The 16,419-nt window shown below is 64.1% G+C and carries 15 protein-coding genes and 1 pseudogene; 7 read left to right on the top strand and 9 right to left on the bottom strand.

Features of this window, described 5'->3' with window-relative positions; all coding sequences use genetic code 11:
- The coding region (locus tag CFB24_RS20760; RefSeq protein WP_176440468.1) for an ATP-dependent DNA helicase at positions 1–1,706 on the top strand (1,706 nt) is incomplete at its 5' end.
- On the opposite strand, the gene CFB24_RS20755 is transcribed toward CFB24_RS20760, so the two are convergent.
- Entirely contained in the window at positions 1,689–2,042 is a 354-nt protein-coding gene (locus CFB24_RS20755; protein ID WP_141098541.1) for a hypothetical protein, read from the bottom strand. The genes CFB24_RS20760 and CFB24_RS20755 overlap by 18 nt on opposite strands.
- A 281-nt stretch (positions 2,043–2,323) precedes the next feature.
- Between CFB24_RS20755 and CFB24_RS20750 the strand changes: the two genes are divergently transcribed.
- The gene (locus tag CFB24_RS20750; RefSeq protein ID WP_088522539.1) at positions 2,324–3,082 is read left to right on the top strand and encodes a hypothetical protein; all 759 of its coding nucleotides are present in this window, start codon (positions 2,324–2,326) and stop codon (positions 3,080–3,082) included.
- A 168-nt stretch (positions 3,083–3,250) separates the two neighbouring features.
- Here CFB24_RS20750 and nifN read toward each other — a convergent pair whose 3' ends face one another.
- Genes nifN through CFB24_RS20720 form a run of 6 tightly spaced genes read right to left on the bottom strand, consistent with a single transcriptional unit; the run spans position 3,251 to position 10,798 of the window.
- Positions 3,251–4,528, bottom strand: a complete 1,278-nt coding sequence (nifN, locus tag CFB24_RS20745) for a nitrogenase iron-molybdenum cofactor biosynthesis protein NifN (RefSeq protein WP_088522538.1) — start codon at positions 4,526–4,528, stop codon at positions 3,251–3,253.
- Positions 4,522–5,799 carry a nitrogenase component 1 gene (locus tag CFB24_RS20740; RefSeq protein ID WP_088522537.1) on the bottom strand — a complete coding sequence of 426 codons (1,278 nt, stop codon included), beginning with the start codon at positions 5,797–5,799 and terminating at the stop codon, positions 4,522–4,524. Before CFB24_RS20740 ends, nifN begins: the two co-directional genes overlap by 7 nt.
- Before the next feature lie 10 nt (positions 5,800–5,809).
- Positions 5,810–6,850: an ABC transporter substrate-binding protein gene (locus tag CFB24_RS20735; protein ID WP_158255361.1), complete on the bottom strand. Its 1,041-nt coding sequence runs from the start codon at positions 6,848–6,850 to the stop codon at positions 5,810–5,812.
- The gene (locus CFB24_RS20730; RefSeq protein WP_088522535.1) at positions 6,838–7,659 is read right to left on the bottom strand and encodes an ABC transporter ATP-binding protein; all 822 of its coding nucleotides are present in this window, start codon (positions 7,657–7,659) and stop codon (positions 6,838–6,840) included. Before CFB24_RS20730 ends, CFB24_RS20735 begins: the two co-directional genes overlap by 13 nt.
- Positions 7,660–7,661: 2 nt before the next feature.
- A complete protein-coding gene (locus CFB24_RS20725) occupies positions 7,662–8,672 on the bottom strand; it encodes a FecCD family ABC transporter permease (protein WP_088522534.1) in 1,011 nt (336 codons plus the stop codon).
- The gene (locus CFB24_RS20720) at positions 8,666–10,798 is read right to left on the bottom strand and encodes a TonB-dependent siderophore receptor (RefSeq protein WP_158255360.1); all 2,133 of its coding nucleotides are present in this window, start codon (positions 10,796–10,798) and stop codon (positions 8,666–8,668) included. Before CFB24_RS20720 ends, CFB24_RS20725 begins: the two co-directional genes overlap by 7 nt.
- Positions 10,799–10,853: 55 nt before the next feature.
- Here CFB24_RS20720 and CFB24_RS22800 point away from each other — a divergent pair, with 55 nt between their 5' ends.
- From CFB24_RS22800 to CFB24_RS23250, 4 genes and pseudogenes are all read left to right on the top strand, one after another.
- Entirely contained in the window at positions 10,854–11,069 is a 216-nt protein-coding gene (locus CFB24_RS22800; protein WP_141098540.1) for a hypothetical protein, read from the top strand.
- 585 nt (positions 11,070–11,654) lie between these two features.
- A complete protein-coding gene (locus CFB24_RS20715) occupies positions 11,655–11,861 on the top strand; it encodes a hypothetical protein (protein WP_088522532.1) in 207 nt (68 codons plus the stop codon).
- A gap of 174 nt (positions 11,862–12,035) precedes the next feature.
- Positions 12,036–13,198 (top strand): annotated as a pseudogene (locus CFB24_RS20710) (NRAMP family divalent metal transporter); the annotation flags it as partial.
- Between the two features lie 1,106 nt (positions 13,199–14,304).
- Complete coding sequence (locus tag CFB24_RS23250) at positions 14,305–14,448, top strand: hypothetical protein (protein WP_158255359.1); 144 nt, start codon at positions 14,305–14,307, stop codon at positions 14,446–14,448.
- Between the two features lie 57 nt (positions 14,449–14,505).
- On the opposite strand, the gene ctrA is transcribed toward CFB24_RS23250, so the two are convergent.
- On the bottom strand, positions 14,506–15,198 hold the full coding sequence (ctrA, locus tag CFB24_RS20705; RefSeq protein WP_088522531.1) for a response regulator transcription factor CtrA: 693 nt from the start codon (positions 15,196–15,198) through the stop codon (positions 14,506–14,508).
- Between the two features lie 392 nt (positions 15,199–15,590).
- Entirely contained in the window at positions 15,591–15,860 is a 270-nt protein-coding gene (locus CFB24_RS20700) for a DUF2312 domain-containing protein (RefSeq protein ID WP_088522530.1), read from the bottom strand.
- A gap of 191 nt (positions 15,861–16,051) precedes the next feature.
- On the opposite strand from CFB24_RS20700, the gene CFB24_RS20695 reads away from it, so the two are divergent.
- Positions 16,052–16,264, top strand: coding sequence for a hypothetical protein (locus CFB24_RS20695; RefSeq protein WP_088522529.1), 213 nt, complete (start codon positions 16,052–16,054; stop codon positions 16,262–16,264).
- Positions 16,265–16,419: the final 155 nt, after the last annotated feature.

The following is a 16,419-nucleotide window of genomic DNA, read 5'->3' as shown; positions in this document are numbered from 1 at the left end:
TCGCCGCCGTCGAAGCCTCCGGCCAAGGCGTCGCCTTCAGCCCTGAACAATCCGCAGCGATATATGCGCTCGGCGGAGGCGGAAAGCTCTCGCTCCTGACCGGCGTCGCGGGCGCGGGCAAGACGACATTGCTAAGCCCTCTCGTGGACGCCTGGCGGGCCGACGGACGGCGCGTCGTCGGCATGGCGACCGCGTGGCGGCAAGCCGACGCGTTGAAGGATGCGGGCATCGGCGAGACTTTTGCGCTCCACCCCCTTCTGAAAGCGATTGAAGCCGGGGAATTCCAGGCCGACGCCCGAACCGTGCTGGTCATCGACGAGGTCAGCCAGATCGGACCGCGACCCATGCTCAAGCTGTTGGAGCTACAGGCGGCCACAGGCATGACCATCAAAATGCTGGGCGACCGCGAACAGGTTCAATCGATCGAGGCCGGCGACACCATTGAGCTGTTGCGGCGGGTTCTGCCGAAAACCTCGATGCCGGAAGTGCTGACCGCCGTTCGGCAACGCTCAGGACACGATCGCGAAATCGCCTCGCTGTTTCGAAAAGGCGACGCGGAAACAGCCTTGAAAATGAAACGTGAGGACGGAACCGCAATCCTGGTCGACGGCGACTACGATCAGGTCGTAAAGGTGATCGCCGACCTCTACATGCAGCGTTCGGACGCGCTCAAAGCACAGGATCCGTCGCTCAGCGTCACAGTCACCACGCTGACGAACGCCGAAGCCGCCGACATCAGCCTCGCGATCCGCGAGCGGTTGAAGACGCGCGGCGAGATCGGTTCCGACGAAGCGACCTACAAGTCTGTCGTCTATCGTGGCGACAAGCCCGAGATGTTCGACCTGCCGATCGCCACCGGCGACCGCTTGCGGCTATTTCGCCAAACGCGCATAAAGTCCGGACAAGGTTTCATTTCGATCGGCAATAACGGCGACGTGGTCGATGTCCTCGGCAAAACCGCCAACGGCCTCGTCCTCAGAAACGCCCGCGGCGTCACGGCCCACGTCGACTGGCGAACCCTTTCGGACAAGACGACCGGCCGGCTCCTCCTCGGCCCGGGCCGCGCCTTCACCATCGACGCGGCGCAAGGCATGAGCACCAAGGGCGAGCATATCAACGCCCTGCCCCGAGGCACGGCGGGAACGACCGCCTTCAAAATGTATACGGCGGAAAGCCGCGCCACCGGGCGCACCCACACTGTCATTTCGAAAGGCGCGATTCTCGCGGCCGTGCAACGCTCGCGCGCGCTCGGCGACCGCACGCCGATCCAGGAAGACGATCTTTGGCGTCGCGTCGAGAAGGACGCCTCCGAAAAGCCCTATAAGGCGCTGGCGATCGACCTATTGGAGAAGGGCCGCAAGCAGCGCGACAAAGCGATTGTCGACGGGCTCAAGCAGCATAAAGTTCTGGATGACGCGGAGCGCGCCGAGGCGGAGCGCGCCAATCCGATGCTGGGCGCCCGCGCCCGGAAGGCGTTCGAGGAAGGCCTCGCCCGCGAGGCGATCTCGGACCAGCGCGGCGCGCTCAAGGTCCTGGTCGATGAAGCGATCGAACGCTTGCGCGAGGCCGGCGAGATCCTGGCGGAACATCTGCGCGCTCTGCGAGACGCCGTGCGTCCCAAAGAGCCGGCGCCATCGCACCAGCCTCAATCGCCGGCGCAGGATGACGAGCCAGTCGCGCGGCCGCCTTCACCGTCGATGCGATAGAATTCCGTCGATAGAGTGAACGTCGCGCTCATCAGTTTCCTGAGATGGGTCTTCTAACGGCACGCGAGGAGCGCCGAACTCGGCGACGAGGGCCGCGAAAGTTTTAAGGCGGGACCGCAGAGGCTGGGGTTCCCCTCTCGGCATTCCCTGCTTCATAGCGATGCGCTGAGCTGCGCGCAGAAAAATGACTCTGTTCTTCGTAGAGCCAATGCGTTGCCCGACGTCGGCAAGACGCAACGCTTCGTCTCTTGCGCCCGCCAAACCGTGATTGTCGATGAGGTGGAGCACGGCTGCGTCGATCTCGTCTTCCAAAATTTTGAAGAACCAACGTTTCATGACGACCGAATCCATGGAGTGACGGGCGAGGGGGCGCCACGCAGGACCGAAAGACGCGAACTCACCGTTGCTTTACCGCCCACTTCGGTCCGTGTCGACATAGCTGGTCGAATGGGCGCCGCGCGTGCGCCGACGGCCAGCGTGTGTCGTCTCGTCGAGGGGGAGATTGCAGGGTGCGTGGCAAGTTTCGACGGCGGCCGACCCGCCGAGACCCTTGACAAGCAAGATCGTCTGTAGCGGATGATTTGATCATCTGAATACTTGAAGCGCGAGATAGACGCATGACGGACGACACGCAGGCCACCGCCCCAACTTCCGAAGCTGATCCGACCAACTCGGCGACGCCGACGGAACCGGCCGAAACCTCGACCACGACGGCTCCGGTCAAGACGAAACGGACCGGACGCGGCGGCGCGAAGGCGACGAAGCCGGCCAAGACGACGAGCGCGCGCAAAGGGGCGAAGGCGAAGCAAGCCGTGACGTCAGTCTCGGAAGAAATCAACGAGCCAGTCACGAAACCTGCGAAGAAACGCAGCCCTGTGCGGGCGACGAAGGCGGCTAAGCCCGCCAAGGTGACGGACGTTGTCGAGGACCCGGCAGTGGTCAAGTCCGGTCGCGGTAAGCGCGCCAAACCCGAAAAGGCGTCGAAGGCGGCCAAGGTGGTGAACGCGGCGAGCAAGCGGACCAAGGCCGCGTCTGCTGTCGTCGCCAAGAAACCCGCCGCGACCGGTTCGCGCGGACGTGGCGACAATTCTCGTTACACCACCAACGAACTGAGCAGCGCCGCCCGCAAGGCCGGCTTGGTCATTGAATTCACGCCGACGGTCGCCAAACCCGCCAGCATCGGCCGCGGCCCCGCCAAGGAGTTCAAGGTGGACGTCATCGTTGCGAATCTGCGCGGCTCAAACGGCGATCTCATTCGCGATCGCGGCCCGGGCACGCCGTTTTACAACGACGCCGAAAGCCTCGCCGCCGTCGAAATCTTCGAAAAATTTCGCGGCAGGACTTTTCACAACAAACTCAAGGTCGAGATCTTCTGAAGACGTCTGCGTGTCGCCGACAGCGTCTGCGGCTGTCGGCGGCGGATTATTCGGAGGCTTTTGATCGAACTTATTCCAAAGCTTTCGCGGTTGCCTGAAGAGGTCTCGTTTCGACTAAAAAACTATATCGAAGCGGCAGTTAAGGGGCCACGTCACAGCGACAAATGGTCATATGATCGTAAGCCCCGGTTGAGAATGACGATCACGGACGCAGGGGCGATCCGAAAGAAGAGCGGCTGTTTCGAAAGCCATGGCGCGGGCGCCGGCATAGCCAAATTGCAGGGCGAAGGGTGCGTCGATCCGGTCGTTGATGGGAACGCCGCGTCGCCATAGAGGAACGCCAAGCCGCGCGGCCAGGTGGCGCGCGGCGGAGGGCGCCGCGATGAGGTCGCAGGCGACGGCCTCGGCCTCCAGATCTTCGAAATCGCCGACGACGAACCCGGGCGCGTCGCCTTTATGCGTTGACGCGGCAATGATCGCGGCGCCTGTTTCCAAACCCCATTCGGCGGCGAGCGTGGATAAGGCGAACACCATGTCGGCTTCGCCCGCGAGCGCGATGCGGCGCCACAAAAATGTATCGGCCGCATCGGCCATGGCGTCGATCAGGCGGTCACGCTCCCTGCGCAGCCTGTCCGGCGGCTTGCGTCCGGAGAGGGCCGCGAGCGTCTCGATCAGCCGGTCCGTGGCCTCTAAGCCAAACGGCGCGTCGAGGATCTGCGCTTCTACGCCGCAGATTTTGGCGAGCAACCGGCTCGCCTTGCTCATATGCGCGCCAAATCCGATCACCGCCGCCGAGCGTCCGATCTCACGCAGCTCCGCAAGCGAGGCGACGCCGAAACCCGTTGAGGCGTCAACGCGGTCGAGCGCGCCGGAAAGGTCTGGCAGCAGCAAGGGTTTTAGCCCGAACGCCGCGCACAGATCGCTCAGGGCTTCCGCGTCGGCCGGCGTCAGATGGCAACCGGGCAGCAGCGCCACCTGTTGCGGCCTGCGCGCCCCCTCGCGCGCGAAAAATGCGATCAGACTTTCAACCGTCCGCGCCCAGCCATCCTGAAGCGAGCCGGAAAAATCGGGCGTCGAGACGCCGATCAGGTCGACGCCGGGATTTTGCGATCGCAAGCCTTTCAGCAAGCCGGACAGATCGTCGCCGCGTGTTTCATTGACGCCGCCGGAGATCAGACCGATTAAAGCGAGGTTTTCGCCGGCGGCCTCGGCCACGGCCCTTGCAACCTCCGCGCGTCCGCCAAGCGCGACAGCGATCTCGTTCATCGCCACGCAGCGCATCGGAAATGCGCGCCGGAAATGACGGGCGAGCAGGGCGCCGGCCACGGCGGAGCAGCCCTGGGCGCCGATCAGCAGCGGCGCGGCGCGCGCAACGCCGGACAACGCCAGCGCGGCGCCGATGGTGGGGCTAAGTCGCAGCGGTTCGGCGGCGTAGGGTTTCACCATGGCGCGGCCGCCTTGAGCGCGCGCCAGTTCGGCCGGTCCAGGGCGTCGGCCATCGCCGCCGCCAGCGCATAGGCGCCGTCATAGCCGGTGAGCGCCATGCGGCGTTCATGGTTGATCTCGACCCAGGGGACGCCCGCCGCCGCCGCTTCATGCCGCGCGCCGCCGCCACCAAGCGCAATGTCAACGCCGCCTCCGGCCAGCCGCGCGCGCAAGGCCGCGAGCGACGCGTCGGGCATGATCGCCGCCTCGCCAATCGCCTCGCGCAGCAAGGCCCGATCCTCCGGCGCGGTCTTGTGGGCGGCGCAGGCGACCACCTCCATGCCCAGGCTCTGGAGCTGGCGGGCGAGCGACCACGTCTTGACGCCGCCCGTCATCAGCAGGACGCGCCGGCCGGCGAGGCGTGGGCGCAAGGGGCGCAGCCGTCGCTCCAGGCGTTTCTCCTCGCAAGCGACAAAGGCCTCGCAGCGGGCGAGCACAGCCCCTTGCGCCGCCAAGCGCGCCGCCGCCGCGCGCAAGGTCCGCGACGTCTGCGCCGCGCCGTAAAAGCTCGCGCGCATGTGCGGGACATTCCAGCGCGCTGAAAATCTTTCGCCGAGATCGCCGAGGGCTTGCGAGCAATGCGACAGCGCCAGCCGCGCGCGATGCGCACCGGCGACGTCGCCAAAACGGCCGCCGCCGGGAATGGAGGCGGCGACGCAAAAGCCGGCGCCTTCCAGCAGCCGCGCAATGGCCTGCGCCTCGCCCGCGACATTGTAGTCGCCGATGAGCACGACATCGGCGGCGGTGCGGACATCGGGCTCGCGGGTTCCGATCACATGGTCGAGCAGAACCTGGCCGGCTGTGCTGGCGCCCGCAAGCTTGCCGCCGGAAAAACCGGGCGCGTCTACCGCAAGAATGGGACGCGCGAGCCTTTGCGAGGCGGCGCGGCACACGGACTCGAGGTCATCGCCGGTCATGCCGGGCAGGCAGGTTTGATAGACGAAAATCGCCGGAGGATCATAGCGGGCGGCCAGCGCGTCCAGCGTGGTGGCCAGCCGCTCGGCGCCGCCGAAGATCAGGTCGAGCTCGCCGATGTCGGTGCTCAGCGCGAACCGGTGCAGGGTCGGGCCGGGGCTCGCCGTGGGCCGCGACTCCCAGCCGTGTCCCTGGCACATGATCGGGCCGTGAACGAGATGCAGCGCATCGACGATCGGCTGCAACGCCAGCTTGGCGCCGCGAAAGGCGCAGCCGCCGAGCGTGGGCGGTCCCGATCCGCAGCGTCTTTCCGTCATCGCCGCCCCCTCAATTGTTCACTTTCATGAAGCGGGCGCCCTCGGGCGTTTCGCCGCGCAGAATTTTCCCGGCCTGGTCGTCGGTCAGGGCGAAACGGTAGAAGCGGGCGTAAAACCCCTTGATCTCCGCGATCATGTCGAGGTCGGCGAATCTGTCCGGGTAAAGCGTCTTGGCGATGAACAGCATCATCAGCGCGCTTTCGGGGCCGCCGTCCCAATAGAACACGCCGGCGGGCGACGCATGGACCTCGCCGTTGCGCACGGCGGCGACGGTGCGCCAGCGCGGATCGTCGAGGACCAGCGCGACCGGATATTGCCGCCCGACGATCACCACGTCCGGGTCCGCCTGGAGGAGATCCTCCATATTGGCGGGACCGTTGCCGGCGAGGGGCGCGTCGGCGCCGACCATGCGCGCGCCGGCCAGGGTTCCCAGCCAGTAGACGTAACCGAACCTTCCCTGCGCGTTTTGCGAACGCGGTCCGCGCACATAAAACAGTTTGCGACGCTGTTCCGGGGGGATGTCGGCGATGCGCGCTGCGACCATGGCGCGCTTGTCGTCGAACCATGCGCAATAGTCTTCTGCGCGTCGCTCCGTCTCGCCGCCGAAAACGCGGCCGAATTGTCGCACCATGGCCTGCGCGTTGTCGACGAACGCCTGTTCGGTCTGCGGCGATTGTCCGACGCGTTGCGAGATCAGCGTCGGCAGGCCGACCTTGTCGAGTTTCGGCGCGATCCGGGCGACATTATAGGCGATGAACGCGATATCGATTTTGCGCGCGGCGAGGTCTTCGACATCGGCCTCGGTCCCGACGCGCGCGATTTGCGCCGTGCGCGCGTTGGTCGCCTGCAGCCAGGGCGCGGCGGTCTGGACCATGATGGCGACGCGATCCTCGACGCCGAGCATTAACAGGGTCGGATAACACAGCACTTCGAGGCAGGCGACGCGTGCGATTTTGTCTGGCGGCGTCACCTTGCGGCCGCCGAGATCGGTCAGTTCCCCGGCTTGCGCGCCGCAGCACAGCAGCGCGAGCAGCGCGATCAGACCTCGCATGTCGCCTCCGCGGCCCCGCGCGGCGCCGGCAGGCAAAACGCTGGAACGCCCGATTGCGCGGGAACCACGCGCGCGCGCACGCCATAGGTCGTCGCCAGCCATTCGGCGGTGATCATCTCTTCCGGCGCGCCGAGGGAAAATTTGCCGTCGCGGCCGATCAGGCCGACGCGGTCGGCATAGGCGAGGGCATGATTGGGATCGTGCGCCGCCAGGATTACGCCGCGCCCTTCCGACTTCGCCAGCGCGCGGGCGTGGTCGAGAACCGCGATCTGGTTGCCGAAGTCGAGGCTGGCGGTCGGCTCGTCGAGAATGAGCAGGCGCGCCTGCTGCGCCAGCGCGCGCGCGAACAGGACCAGTTGCCGCTCGCCGCCGGAGATCTCCGTTACGGCGGCCTCGCGCAACCGGTTCAGGCCGAGAGTTTCAAGCGCCTGATCGGCGGCCTCGCGGTCGGCGCGCGTGGGCGCTGAAAAGGCGCCTCGATGGGCGCTGCGCCCCATCAACACCATGTCGAACACGGAAAACGGAAACGGCGGTTTTACGCTTTGCGGCGCGTAAGCGGCGGCGCGGGCGAATTTTTCCGACGGCCAGTTGGCGACGCTCTCGCCGTCGACGAGAATTTCTCCCGACAGCGCGGGCAGGCTCCGCAACAACGTCCGCAGCAGCGTGGTCTTGCCGCAGCCATTGGGGCCGAGCAGGAACAGGATTTCGCCCGCGCGCAGGGCGAAATTCACGCTGCTGACCACGACGCGTCCGTCGCGCCCGCAAACCAGGTCTTGGGCGCGAAACAGCGGGACGGAAAAGTGCTGCATGCTCAAAACCCTTTTCGCGCGATAGTGGAGAGCAGATAGAGAAACACCGGCGCGCCGATCAGCGAGGTCAGGACGCCGATCGGCAATTCGACGCTGGAGATCGTGCGTGAAAAATCGTCCACCAGCAGAAGGAACACACCGCCGGTCAGCGCGCTGAGCGGTATTAGTTTTCGGGCGCTGGGACCGCAGAACGGGCGAACGAGATGCGGAACGACCAGGCCGACCAGACCGATGATGCCGGCGATGGACACGCAGGCTGAGGTCATCAGCGTCGCGCCGATCACGATGCATAGACGCAGGCGCGGCGCGTTGACGCCGAGCGCCAAGGCCTCGTCGTCGCCCAGCGTGAGCGCGTCGAGGCGCCAGCGCAACGCCCAGACCAAGGCGAAGCCGACGAGGATCGGCGGCGCGGCCAAGGCGAGTTCGCGGACGTCGATATTGGCGAGGCTGCCCATCAACCAGAACGTGATCGCCGGCAGCACATTGGCGGGGTCGGCGGCGAGTTTGAGAATCGCCAGGGCGGAGGAGAACAGCGAGCCGATGAAAATGCCGGCGAGGATCATCGTCAGCGCGCTGTCGCCGCCCTTGCGCAACGCGCCGGCCAGCGTCGTGCCGCCCGCAGCGGCGAGGCCCAGCGCGAAGGCGCTGGCCTCAATGGCCGCCACATTCCAATTCAGCAGAATGCCGCAGCCCGCGCCAAAACTCGCGCCGGCGGCGACGCCCAGAATGTCGGGCGAGGCCATGGGATTGCGGAACACGCTTTGATAGGCCGCGCCGGAGGCCGACAGCGCCGCGCCGACCAGCAAAGCCGCGCCGATGCGCGGCAAGCGCAAATCGAACACAATGGATTCGGCGATTGGCGGCCACCACGGTTTGATCGGCGCGAGTTTCGCGGCGATCACCGCGAGCGCGGTCGCCGCGTCGAGCGGATAGCGCCCGATCGCCAGCGACAGGGCGAAGGCGATGACGAGCGTCGCCGTCCCCGCCCAGGCTGTCGCGCGCGCGCTCACCATGTCGCCTTGACCGTGAGCGCGACCGTGCGCGGATTGCCGAGCAGCAGTCCGTCGCCGCTGCGATAATAGGCCCAATAGGCCGTGTTAAAGATGTTATCCATCGTCAGGTTGGCGGAGATTTTGTGGCCATAAACCTCGCGCTCGTAACGGATTCCGCCGTCGAATAACGTGGCTGGCTTGATATATTGCTGGTCGTAGACGTCGATGGGACGGCGGCCCAGAAACTCCGGCCCGAACGAAACTTTTATGTCGCGGTTGAACGGCAGCGCATATTCCAACCGCAGTCGCGCCTGCTCGGCGGGAACGTTGACCGGCGTCTTGCCGATGGTGCGCGGCAGCGCCGTGGCCTGGTCGACATAAGCGTGCATCAGGGTGAAGCCGCCGACGGCGTTGAGATCTTCCATCAGATTGCCGGAAAACGTCACCTCGACGCCCTGATGGATCTCGCGCCCGTCCTGCATGTAGATGTTGTTGTTCGGGTTCAGCTCCGCATTGACCTTGTTGATGCGAAACAGGGCGAGGTTCATGTCGATTTGGCCGAGGCTGGCCTTGAGACCGGCCTCATATTGCTGGCTGATGCTCGGCGCCAGCACCGCATAGGCGTTGGCGGCGGTGGAGGGCGCGGTGTCGCCATTCTGCAGCGACTGCATGTAGGAGGCGTAGCCTGTCAGTTCCGGCAGGATTTTGTAAGTGAAACCCACGCTGGGCGTCAGGCCGTTGGCGCGATAGTTCGATGTGCTGATCACCACGCCCGAGCCCCAGGCGCGTTGCTGCAATTGCGCGAAATTCACGCCGCCGAGCAGGCTCAGTTTGTCCGTGACCTCCATGCGGTCGCCGAGCAGCAGATTGGTCATGATCTGCTGCTGCCACTGGTTGAGACCTCCCAGCCTCAGATTGGGATTGGCGAATGAGACGGGCGCGTCGAGCGAGGACGTGTAAACGCCGCTGCTGACGTCGGCGCCGCGGCCGTAGAGATAATCTGTGCCGGTGAAGCCCATGGTCAGGTTGTGAACGAACGCCCAGGTGGGGATGCGCGCGTCGAGCAGCGCATATTCGGAGCGGGTGTATTCGGTCTGGGTCGGCGTGGTCGTGTATTTCTCGGTATAGGCGCCGGAATTGTCGGTCAGCGTGGCGGCGACATAGCCGTAGCGCCGCCACATCGTGCCATAGCGGAAGCCGCCGTGCAGCGTGAAGACGTCGTTGAGATGGGAGTCGAAGCCGAAACCGGCCACGGTTTTTTCCGCCTCGTTGTAGGTCCAGTCCTGGCCATATTGGCGGGTCATGAGAAAGCGCGAGGCGTCGGGGATGCGCACGCCGGAGGCGAGGTTGAAATACGTCTGCAGCCCGTGCATGGTCAGATGCTGGTGATAGACGTCGGCCCAGAGTTTCGTGCCGGGCGTGAGGTCGTAGGTGAAGCGCGCCGACACGAAATCGCGGGTCTGGTCGCTGTTGGCAATCACCCGCGAACCGTCTTCGTGATAGACGTTGATGCGGTAGCCGAGCCGGTCGTCGGTCGCGGCGACTTTGCCGCCGACATCGCCGTGAACGAAGCCGATTCCGCCGCCATAAAAGCCGGTCGCGAGGCTGGCCAATGGCGTTTGGGTCGGCTCCTTGCTTACATAATTGATGGAGCCGCCGGGATTGGCGAAGCCGTTCAGGAAGGCGGAATAGCCGTTCAAAACCTCGATCCGCTCGACATTTTCCAGCGGCACGTAAGCGAAACTGCGGTCCACCAGGCTGTCGCGCTTCTCGTTCTGGTCGGAGGCGCTGAAGCCGCGCACGAGAATGCGCGACATTGAGGAATAACCCGCCGAAGACATCAAAAGGGTCGCGGTGGGATTGGTCTTCAGCGCCTCGCCGATGGAATGGGCGTTGGTGTTCTCGATCAGTTGCCCCGGCGTGACGTTCAGCGAATACGGAACTTCTTTCAGCGAAATTTTTCCCAGAGGTCCCAAACTGCCGGTGGACGTGCGATAGCCGCTCACGGCCGAGCCCTCAGCGACCGGCGCCGCCGTCTGGGTTGAAGTTGCGGCGTTTACGTTCGCAGGCGCCGTCACGGTGATTTCCGGTAGAGGTTCGTCGGCGAGGACGGGCGTCGATACCGTCAACAAGACGATGCTCGACACGCCACGCGCCAGGTGGAGACGAAAAGAAGATAAGCAAACACACGCAGGCGCAGACATGACGTCTCCTGTTTATGAAGCGAAAGTCGCGCCGGAATTGGCGGCGACGCATTTGGAAGACTGGGATACGGCTCAGGCCGTAGTCGGTCGCCTCATGGGCGACGTGATCGGCGTTCTTGCCTCCGGAGCGGAGGCGGACGATATCGAACGCCCGGAGCATGATTGGCGCCAAAGCCGAGATCAAGGCAGGAACAGCTTGAATTCCCGCGCCTAATTGCCACGGTTCTTCCAGAAGCGCACGAAAGCGTACGTTTCACAAAACTGTGCGTTCCTGATCGAACGCGCGACGTTCGAGACAAGGTCTCGGTTTCGAGATCGAAGGGCGGCACAATAAGTTTGTCCAGCACTTCGGTGAGGGCATCGACGCCTATTCGATGGCGCGTCTTCGTGTCGAAGTCGGACCGCCGGGGGCTATCGACGAAGTTCGAGAGCGCCTAGCCAAGCTAGCGCTCTGGCTTCATGCGCGCCTGAGCGGGACCGATCCGCAGATCGTCCCGGAGACGTTCGTTCTGAGAAGGTCATGAAGGCTGTTCCCCGCCCTTGCGCAGGTCCGCCGTGTGCTCTTGACACGCGGCGATTTCGGGCGCGAAGGCGCTGTGTCGACTGGTTTTTCCGGCCGTTTTTCTCAACCCAAGTCAAGGACACATGGGCAGTATTCCCTTAGGCGGAGCGATCCCTGCGCGAAGCGGGAAAGCCTCGCCGCAACATCGTGAAGGGCTCGCGGCGCCGGCCGCGTGAGGGACGCCAGACTTTAACGCCATGTGTCGCTCGCCGTCCGGCCCGAAGCCGGAGGCGAGACATGATCGTAAACTTCCCCCGCAAGGGCGACCTGCGTCGTCCCCTCGGCCTCTCCGCATTTGCGGGCGCCGCCAAACCGCGCCTGATCTGCCGCTGGATCCGCGACACCGCGTCCGGCCGCCTCATCGCGCGCTGGATTTCCGAAACCGACGAAGCAAACCTGCAAGGCGCGGAGCCTCCCTCGCCTCGATTGCGGTGCGCCGCCTAACCTCTGGAGGACCTCTTGAACGACGGCTCTCGTCGCTCCGCCTCCGCCGCAGATGCGGGGGCGGATTTCCCGAAAATCTTCATCGCAATACCGGCGCGCCATCGGCGCGGCATTGGCGGGACGTAGCGACGCGTCGCTCCTGCCGGCGCCGAGGCGAACCGCCAGGAGATCACCATGAACACGCATATCGACCCGCCCCACGCCGGAGCCGTGCTCGACGAAATGCACGTCGGCAATATCCACGGCGCCTTCGGCACAATCCTTCACCAAGACCACGGACCGCGCCAAAACTGGCGGCATCGCCTGCAAACGCTGCTCGCCATCCTCGGTCCCGGCCTGATCGTCATGGTCGGCGACAATGACGCCGGGCGCCTTTGGCACCTACACTCAGGCCGGCCAGAACTACGGCGCCACTCTGCTGTGGACGCTGCTGCTGCTCGTCCCCGTGCTCTACGTGAACCAGGAGATGGTGCTGCGCCTCGGCGTGGTCGCCGGCGTCGGCCATGCGCGGCTGATCCTGGAGCGCTTTGGCAAGTTTTGGGGCGCCTTTTCCGTCATCGACCTGTTCCTGCTCAACGGGTTGACCGTCGTCACAGAATTCATCGGCATCGCCCTGGCGCTGAACTATCTCGGCGTCTCCAAGCCGCTGGGCGTGTCCCTCGCCGCGCTGCTGATCATGGCGGCGGCGAGCACAGGCGATTTCCGCCGCTTCGAGCGCTTCTCCATGGCGCTGGTCGTCGGCAGCCTGCTGCTGGTCCCGGTTTTCCTGGCGATCCATCCGCCGATGGGCCAGTTGGCGCACGATTTCGTCACGCCGCAACTGCCTGAAGGCGCCAAGCTCAGCGACGTGATGCTGCTGATCATCGCCATTGTCGGGACGACCGTCGCGCCGTGGCAATTGTTCTTCCAGCAGAGCTATGTCATCGACACGCGCATCACCCCGCGCTTCATGGCCTATGAAAAGGCCGACCTGTGGCTCGGCATCGTGCTGGTGGTGATCGGCGCCGGCGCGATGATGGCGTTTACCGCCGCAGCTTTCGCCGGAAAGCCGGAATTCGGCAATTTCGTCGACGCTGGCGCGGTCGCGGAGGGACTCGGCCAATATGCCGGGCGCGCCACAGGCGTGATGTTCGCCATCGCCTTGATCGACGCCTGCATAATCGGCGGCCTCCGCCGTGTCGCTCTCGACCGCCTACGCGCTCGGCGACGTGCTGTCGCTCAAGCACTCGCTGCACCGCAAGCCCTCCGACGCCAAGGGATTTTACATCGTCTATTGCGGCCTGATCGTGCTCGCCGCCGGTCTGGTCCTCACCCCCGGCGCGCCGCTCGGCCTTCTTCATGTCCTCGTCGACGAACAGGGTTTGGAGCGCCGCCGGCGTTGGGTGGAGGCCTGGCCCTTCGAGCAGGGCGATGCCGGGTTGCTCAAGTTCGGCCGCCAGAAAGCCGTGCGGATCGCCGCTGGCGGCGGCGAGATCGCCGTCGCCGCGCGCGCCGTGGCCGAACCTGTTCAGCGCAATGAAGCCGTCTTGCGGATTTGTCGCCATGGCGAGCTCTCCTGAGCGGTCATCAAAGCACGACACATCTGGCTGCAACATGAACGGGCGGCGCCCGGCGAGGCCGCCCCAGACCTGGAGCTTGCCGGTTGAGATCAAGTCTGCGCGGCAACGTGTTGAACGCCGAGCTGCGGGCGCGCGATGATTGATCAATGAATGGACACGGTCTCGGCGCAGCGCGCCGTCTCTGGCGCGTCTCTGCCGCCGCCATGCTCGTGCTCTTTTTAGGGAGTAAGTCTCTGCGGTGGGGTACGCCAAAGCGAACACGTGATTGATCAAGTATTGCTACGGGAACCTGATGGCAACGGTTTTGAAAAGAGCAATGGCCCCGTCGCCTGTGGCGATCGGGGCCTAAAAAGTCGCACTTTGGCGCTTTCCGATGAAAATCAGAATCTTATGCGGCATGAGACCGCGTAGAAACAGAGGTTAGGTGTTTGATCTGCTTCTCCCTTCGTTGGCGGCGCGTCCTAAACGCGCGGAAGAGTTACGCACGTTGCGGACAATCACTGGCTGAAAAATCACTGCTGCGGTGGAGTCATGGTTCCCGTCCGTCTTTTCCGGGCGCTCGCTGCGGCCCAGAGATTCAGGTCAAAAGGCGTCCAATGGCACGGAGTTCGCGGCGTTTCTAAGCCTCGACGGTATACTTTCTGGAAACGATCAGTTTATTGCGCGCCTCGCGGGTTCGTAGCCCTTGGCGGTGGCTTCGTCTTGAAAGCGGCTTCGCACGTCTTTCAATCGATGCTGCAATACATGAATACTGCCACGTTTTTTCGAGTCGTCAATCGGAATTTTTTAGACGCGCCAATCTTTTGGACCCCTGAAATCTGGATCGACGCTCACCCTTGGGGGAGGCTGGCGCCGGCGCTTGCCGCGCGCGTTTTTGATCACCGGTGAATCTGCAGCCGAGGACGCTGGAGGGCGCCAACGCGGAATTGCGAAGGGATGAAAAATCTGGCGGCCACCAGTCGCTGTTTACGGCGATGCTGGACGGCGGTCGCGTCGCCTATGTCGGTCTCAAGGCTTTCGACGCGTGAAAGGCCCGAACGCCGCAGATCTGCTGCGCCGAGCGCATCGTCCCGAGTTTCAGGCGGTCATGCGCTCGCGGCGTCAAACGGCTCGCGCGCGACGTAACCGCGACCCCAGACGGTTTCGATGTAATTGCCGCCATTGCTGGCGCTGGCGAGCTTCTTCCGCAATTTGCAAATGAAGACGTCGATGATCTTCAGTTCCGGTTCGTCCATTCCGCCATAGAGATGATTGAGGAACATTTCCTTGGTGAGCGTCGTGCCCTTGCGGAGGGCGAGCAGCTCCAGCATCTGATATTCCTTGCCGGTCAGGTGAACGCGGGCCCCGGCGATTTCGACCATCTTCTGATCGAGATTGACGACGAGGTCGCCGATTGCGATGACCGATTGGGCGTGGCCCTTTGAGCGGCGGACGATCGCCTGGATGCGGGCGACCAGTTCGTCCTTGTGGAAGGGTTTCGTCAGATAGTCGTCGGCGCCGAAGCCCAGCCCTTTGACCTTGTCCTCGATGCCAGCGAGACCGGACAGGATCAGGATGGGCGTCTTGATCTTCGCGACGCGCAGGGCGCGCAGCACCTCATAGCCCGACATGTCCGGTAGATTGAGATCGAGCAGGATGATGTCGTAGTCGTAGAGCTTGCCGAGATCGATGCCTTCCTCGCCGAGATCTGTCGCGTAGACGTTGAAATTCTCGGCCTTGAGCATCAGTTCGATGCTTTGCGCGATGGAACGGTCGTCTTCTATCAAAAGCACGCGCATGCGACGAGCTCACCCTCCAAAATCGTGACGACGGTCAGCGGGGCTGCTCGGCTAAATCTTTTGCCCGTTGCTCCGATGATCGGCGGCGCGATTCCATTCGAAAAAGAATAGCGCCGAATGGTTAACGAGGGGTGCGGTGGCGGCTGACGCATCAAAGGGCTTTGCGCCCGAGTGCGCTGGAGTGAGACGCGGCGGAAGCCGGTCGCGCCGAGAAGCAGGCCGCAACGGCGCGCTCAGAGCCGGCCTACCGGCGCCACGACGTGGGCGCGCAATACGTGCGGCGGCGAGGCAGAGCCGTGGCGCTGCCGACATCTCGGTCCATTCCGGCGTGCAATCGTCGGGATCCCCGGGCGCGTGCGCCACGGGGATGTTCTCGGCAACGAATCTCGTAGTTACGCCGCCTTCGCCTGTTCCGACTCGGACGACTCCATCGCCCGCATATACAGGTCAAGCAGCGTCTCATGCTCGTCGCGCTCGTCCTTGTCCTGTTTCCGCAGGCGGATGATCTCCTTGATGACCTTGACGTCGTAGCCCTCGCCCTTGGCTTCGGCAAAGATTTCCTTCTTGCCCTCGTTAAGGGCCTTTATCTCTTCCTCGATGTGTTCGATGCGCTCGACGATGGTGCGAATGCGCTCGCCCGTGACATCCAGACTGTCCGACATGGTTGGCCTCCCTCGATTCGTGCGGGGGAGGCTAGGATCGCGATGGTCACCAGTGTGTTAACGCGTTGTTTTGAGATGTGGAAAACTCCGGGGCCGCAAGGCCGCGTCCCAGTTGATTTTACACATCCGTCGGTGTCGCGGGACATGCCTCGGACGATGGGCGGAAGACGAACTTCTGATAGACGAGGCCGATGCCGATCAGCACGGCGCCGAGGCAGATGAAGACGAAAGCGCGCGGAGCCTTCGAGATTGCGGAGGTCTTAGAAAAAGCGCTTCAGCCCGGCGAGCAGGACAACGTCGGCGGAGGCGACGCGGGATTCGAGCGAGCGGCGCAGGAGGTCAAGTCGCCGCCCGACGCGCCACAAGCGGGAGTTCATCCTATCCGTCTGACCATAGGCGAGTGAGAACGCCGTTCTCATCTTCTGCATCGTGTCCTTGCGTCCAATTGCGCCACGCTGCCCAGGGCCGATCTCCGAAGCCGGCGCTTGATCAATCTCGTTTCGAGACTTGGGCTAATTGATTTGCGAACAGAGAAAAGAATTTCCTGTCTGCGGCGAAT

The organism is Rhodoblastus acidophilus (assembly GCF_900187365.1).
Classification (GTDB): domain Bacteria; phylum Pseudomonadota; class Alphaproteobacteria; order Rhizobiales; family Beijerinckiaceae; genus Rhodoblastus; species Rhodoblastus acidophilus.
This window is presented reverse-complemented; position numbering and strand designations above follow the sequence as displayed.

Coding starts and splice junctions, on each gene's coding strand:
- CFB24_RS20730 (WP_088522535.1), bottom strand. CDS start 7,659: ATGCAGCACTTTTCCGTCCCGCTGTTTCGCGCCCAAGACCTGGTTTGC.
- CFB24_RS20695 (WP_088522529.1), top strand. CDS start 16,052: ATGCCGATCAGCACGGCGCCGAGGCAGATGAAGACGAAAGCGCGCGGA.
- CFB24_RS20715 (WP_088522532.1), top strand. CDS start 11,655: ATGATCGTAAACTTCCCCCGCAAGGGCGACCTGCGTCGTCCCCTCGGC.
- CFB24_RS20750 (WP_088522539.1), top strand. CDS start 2,324: ATGACGGACGACACGCAGGCCACCGCCCCAACTTCCGAAGCTGATCCG.
- CFB24_RS20700 (WP_088522530.1), bottom strand. CDS start 15,860: ATGTCGGACAGTCTGGATGTCACGGGCGAGCGCATTCGCACCATCGTC.
- CFB24_RS20725 (WP_088522534.1), bottom strand. CDS start 8,672: ATGGTGAGCGCGCGCGCGACAGCCTGGGCGGGGACGGCGACGCTCGTC.
- nifN (WP_088522538.1), bottom strand. CDS start 4,528: ATGGTGAAACCCTACGCCGCCGAACCGCTGCGACTTAGCCCCACCATC.
- CFB24_RS20735 (WP_158255361.1), bottom strand. CDS start 6,850: ATGCGAGGTCTGATCGCGCTGCTCGCGCTGCTGTGCTGCGGCGCGCAA.
- ctrA (WP_088522531.1), bottom strand. CDS start 15,198: ATGCGCGTGCTTTTGATAGAAGACGACCGTTCCATCGCGCAAAGCATC.
- CFB24_RS20740 (WP_088522537.1), bottom strand. CDS start 5,799: ATGACGGAAAGACGCTGCGGATCGGGACCGCCCACGCTCGGCGGCTGC.
- CFB24_RS22800 (WP_141098540.1), top strand. CDS start 10,854: ATGACGTCTCCTGTTTATGAAGCGAAAGTCGCGCCGGAATTGGCGGCG.
- CFB24_RS20755 (WP_141098541.1), bottom strand. CDS start 2,042: ATGAAACGTTGGTTCTTCAAAATTTTGGAAGACGAGATCGACGCAGCC.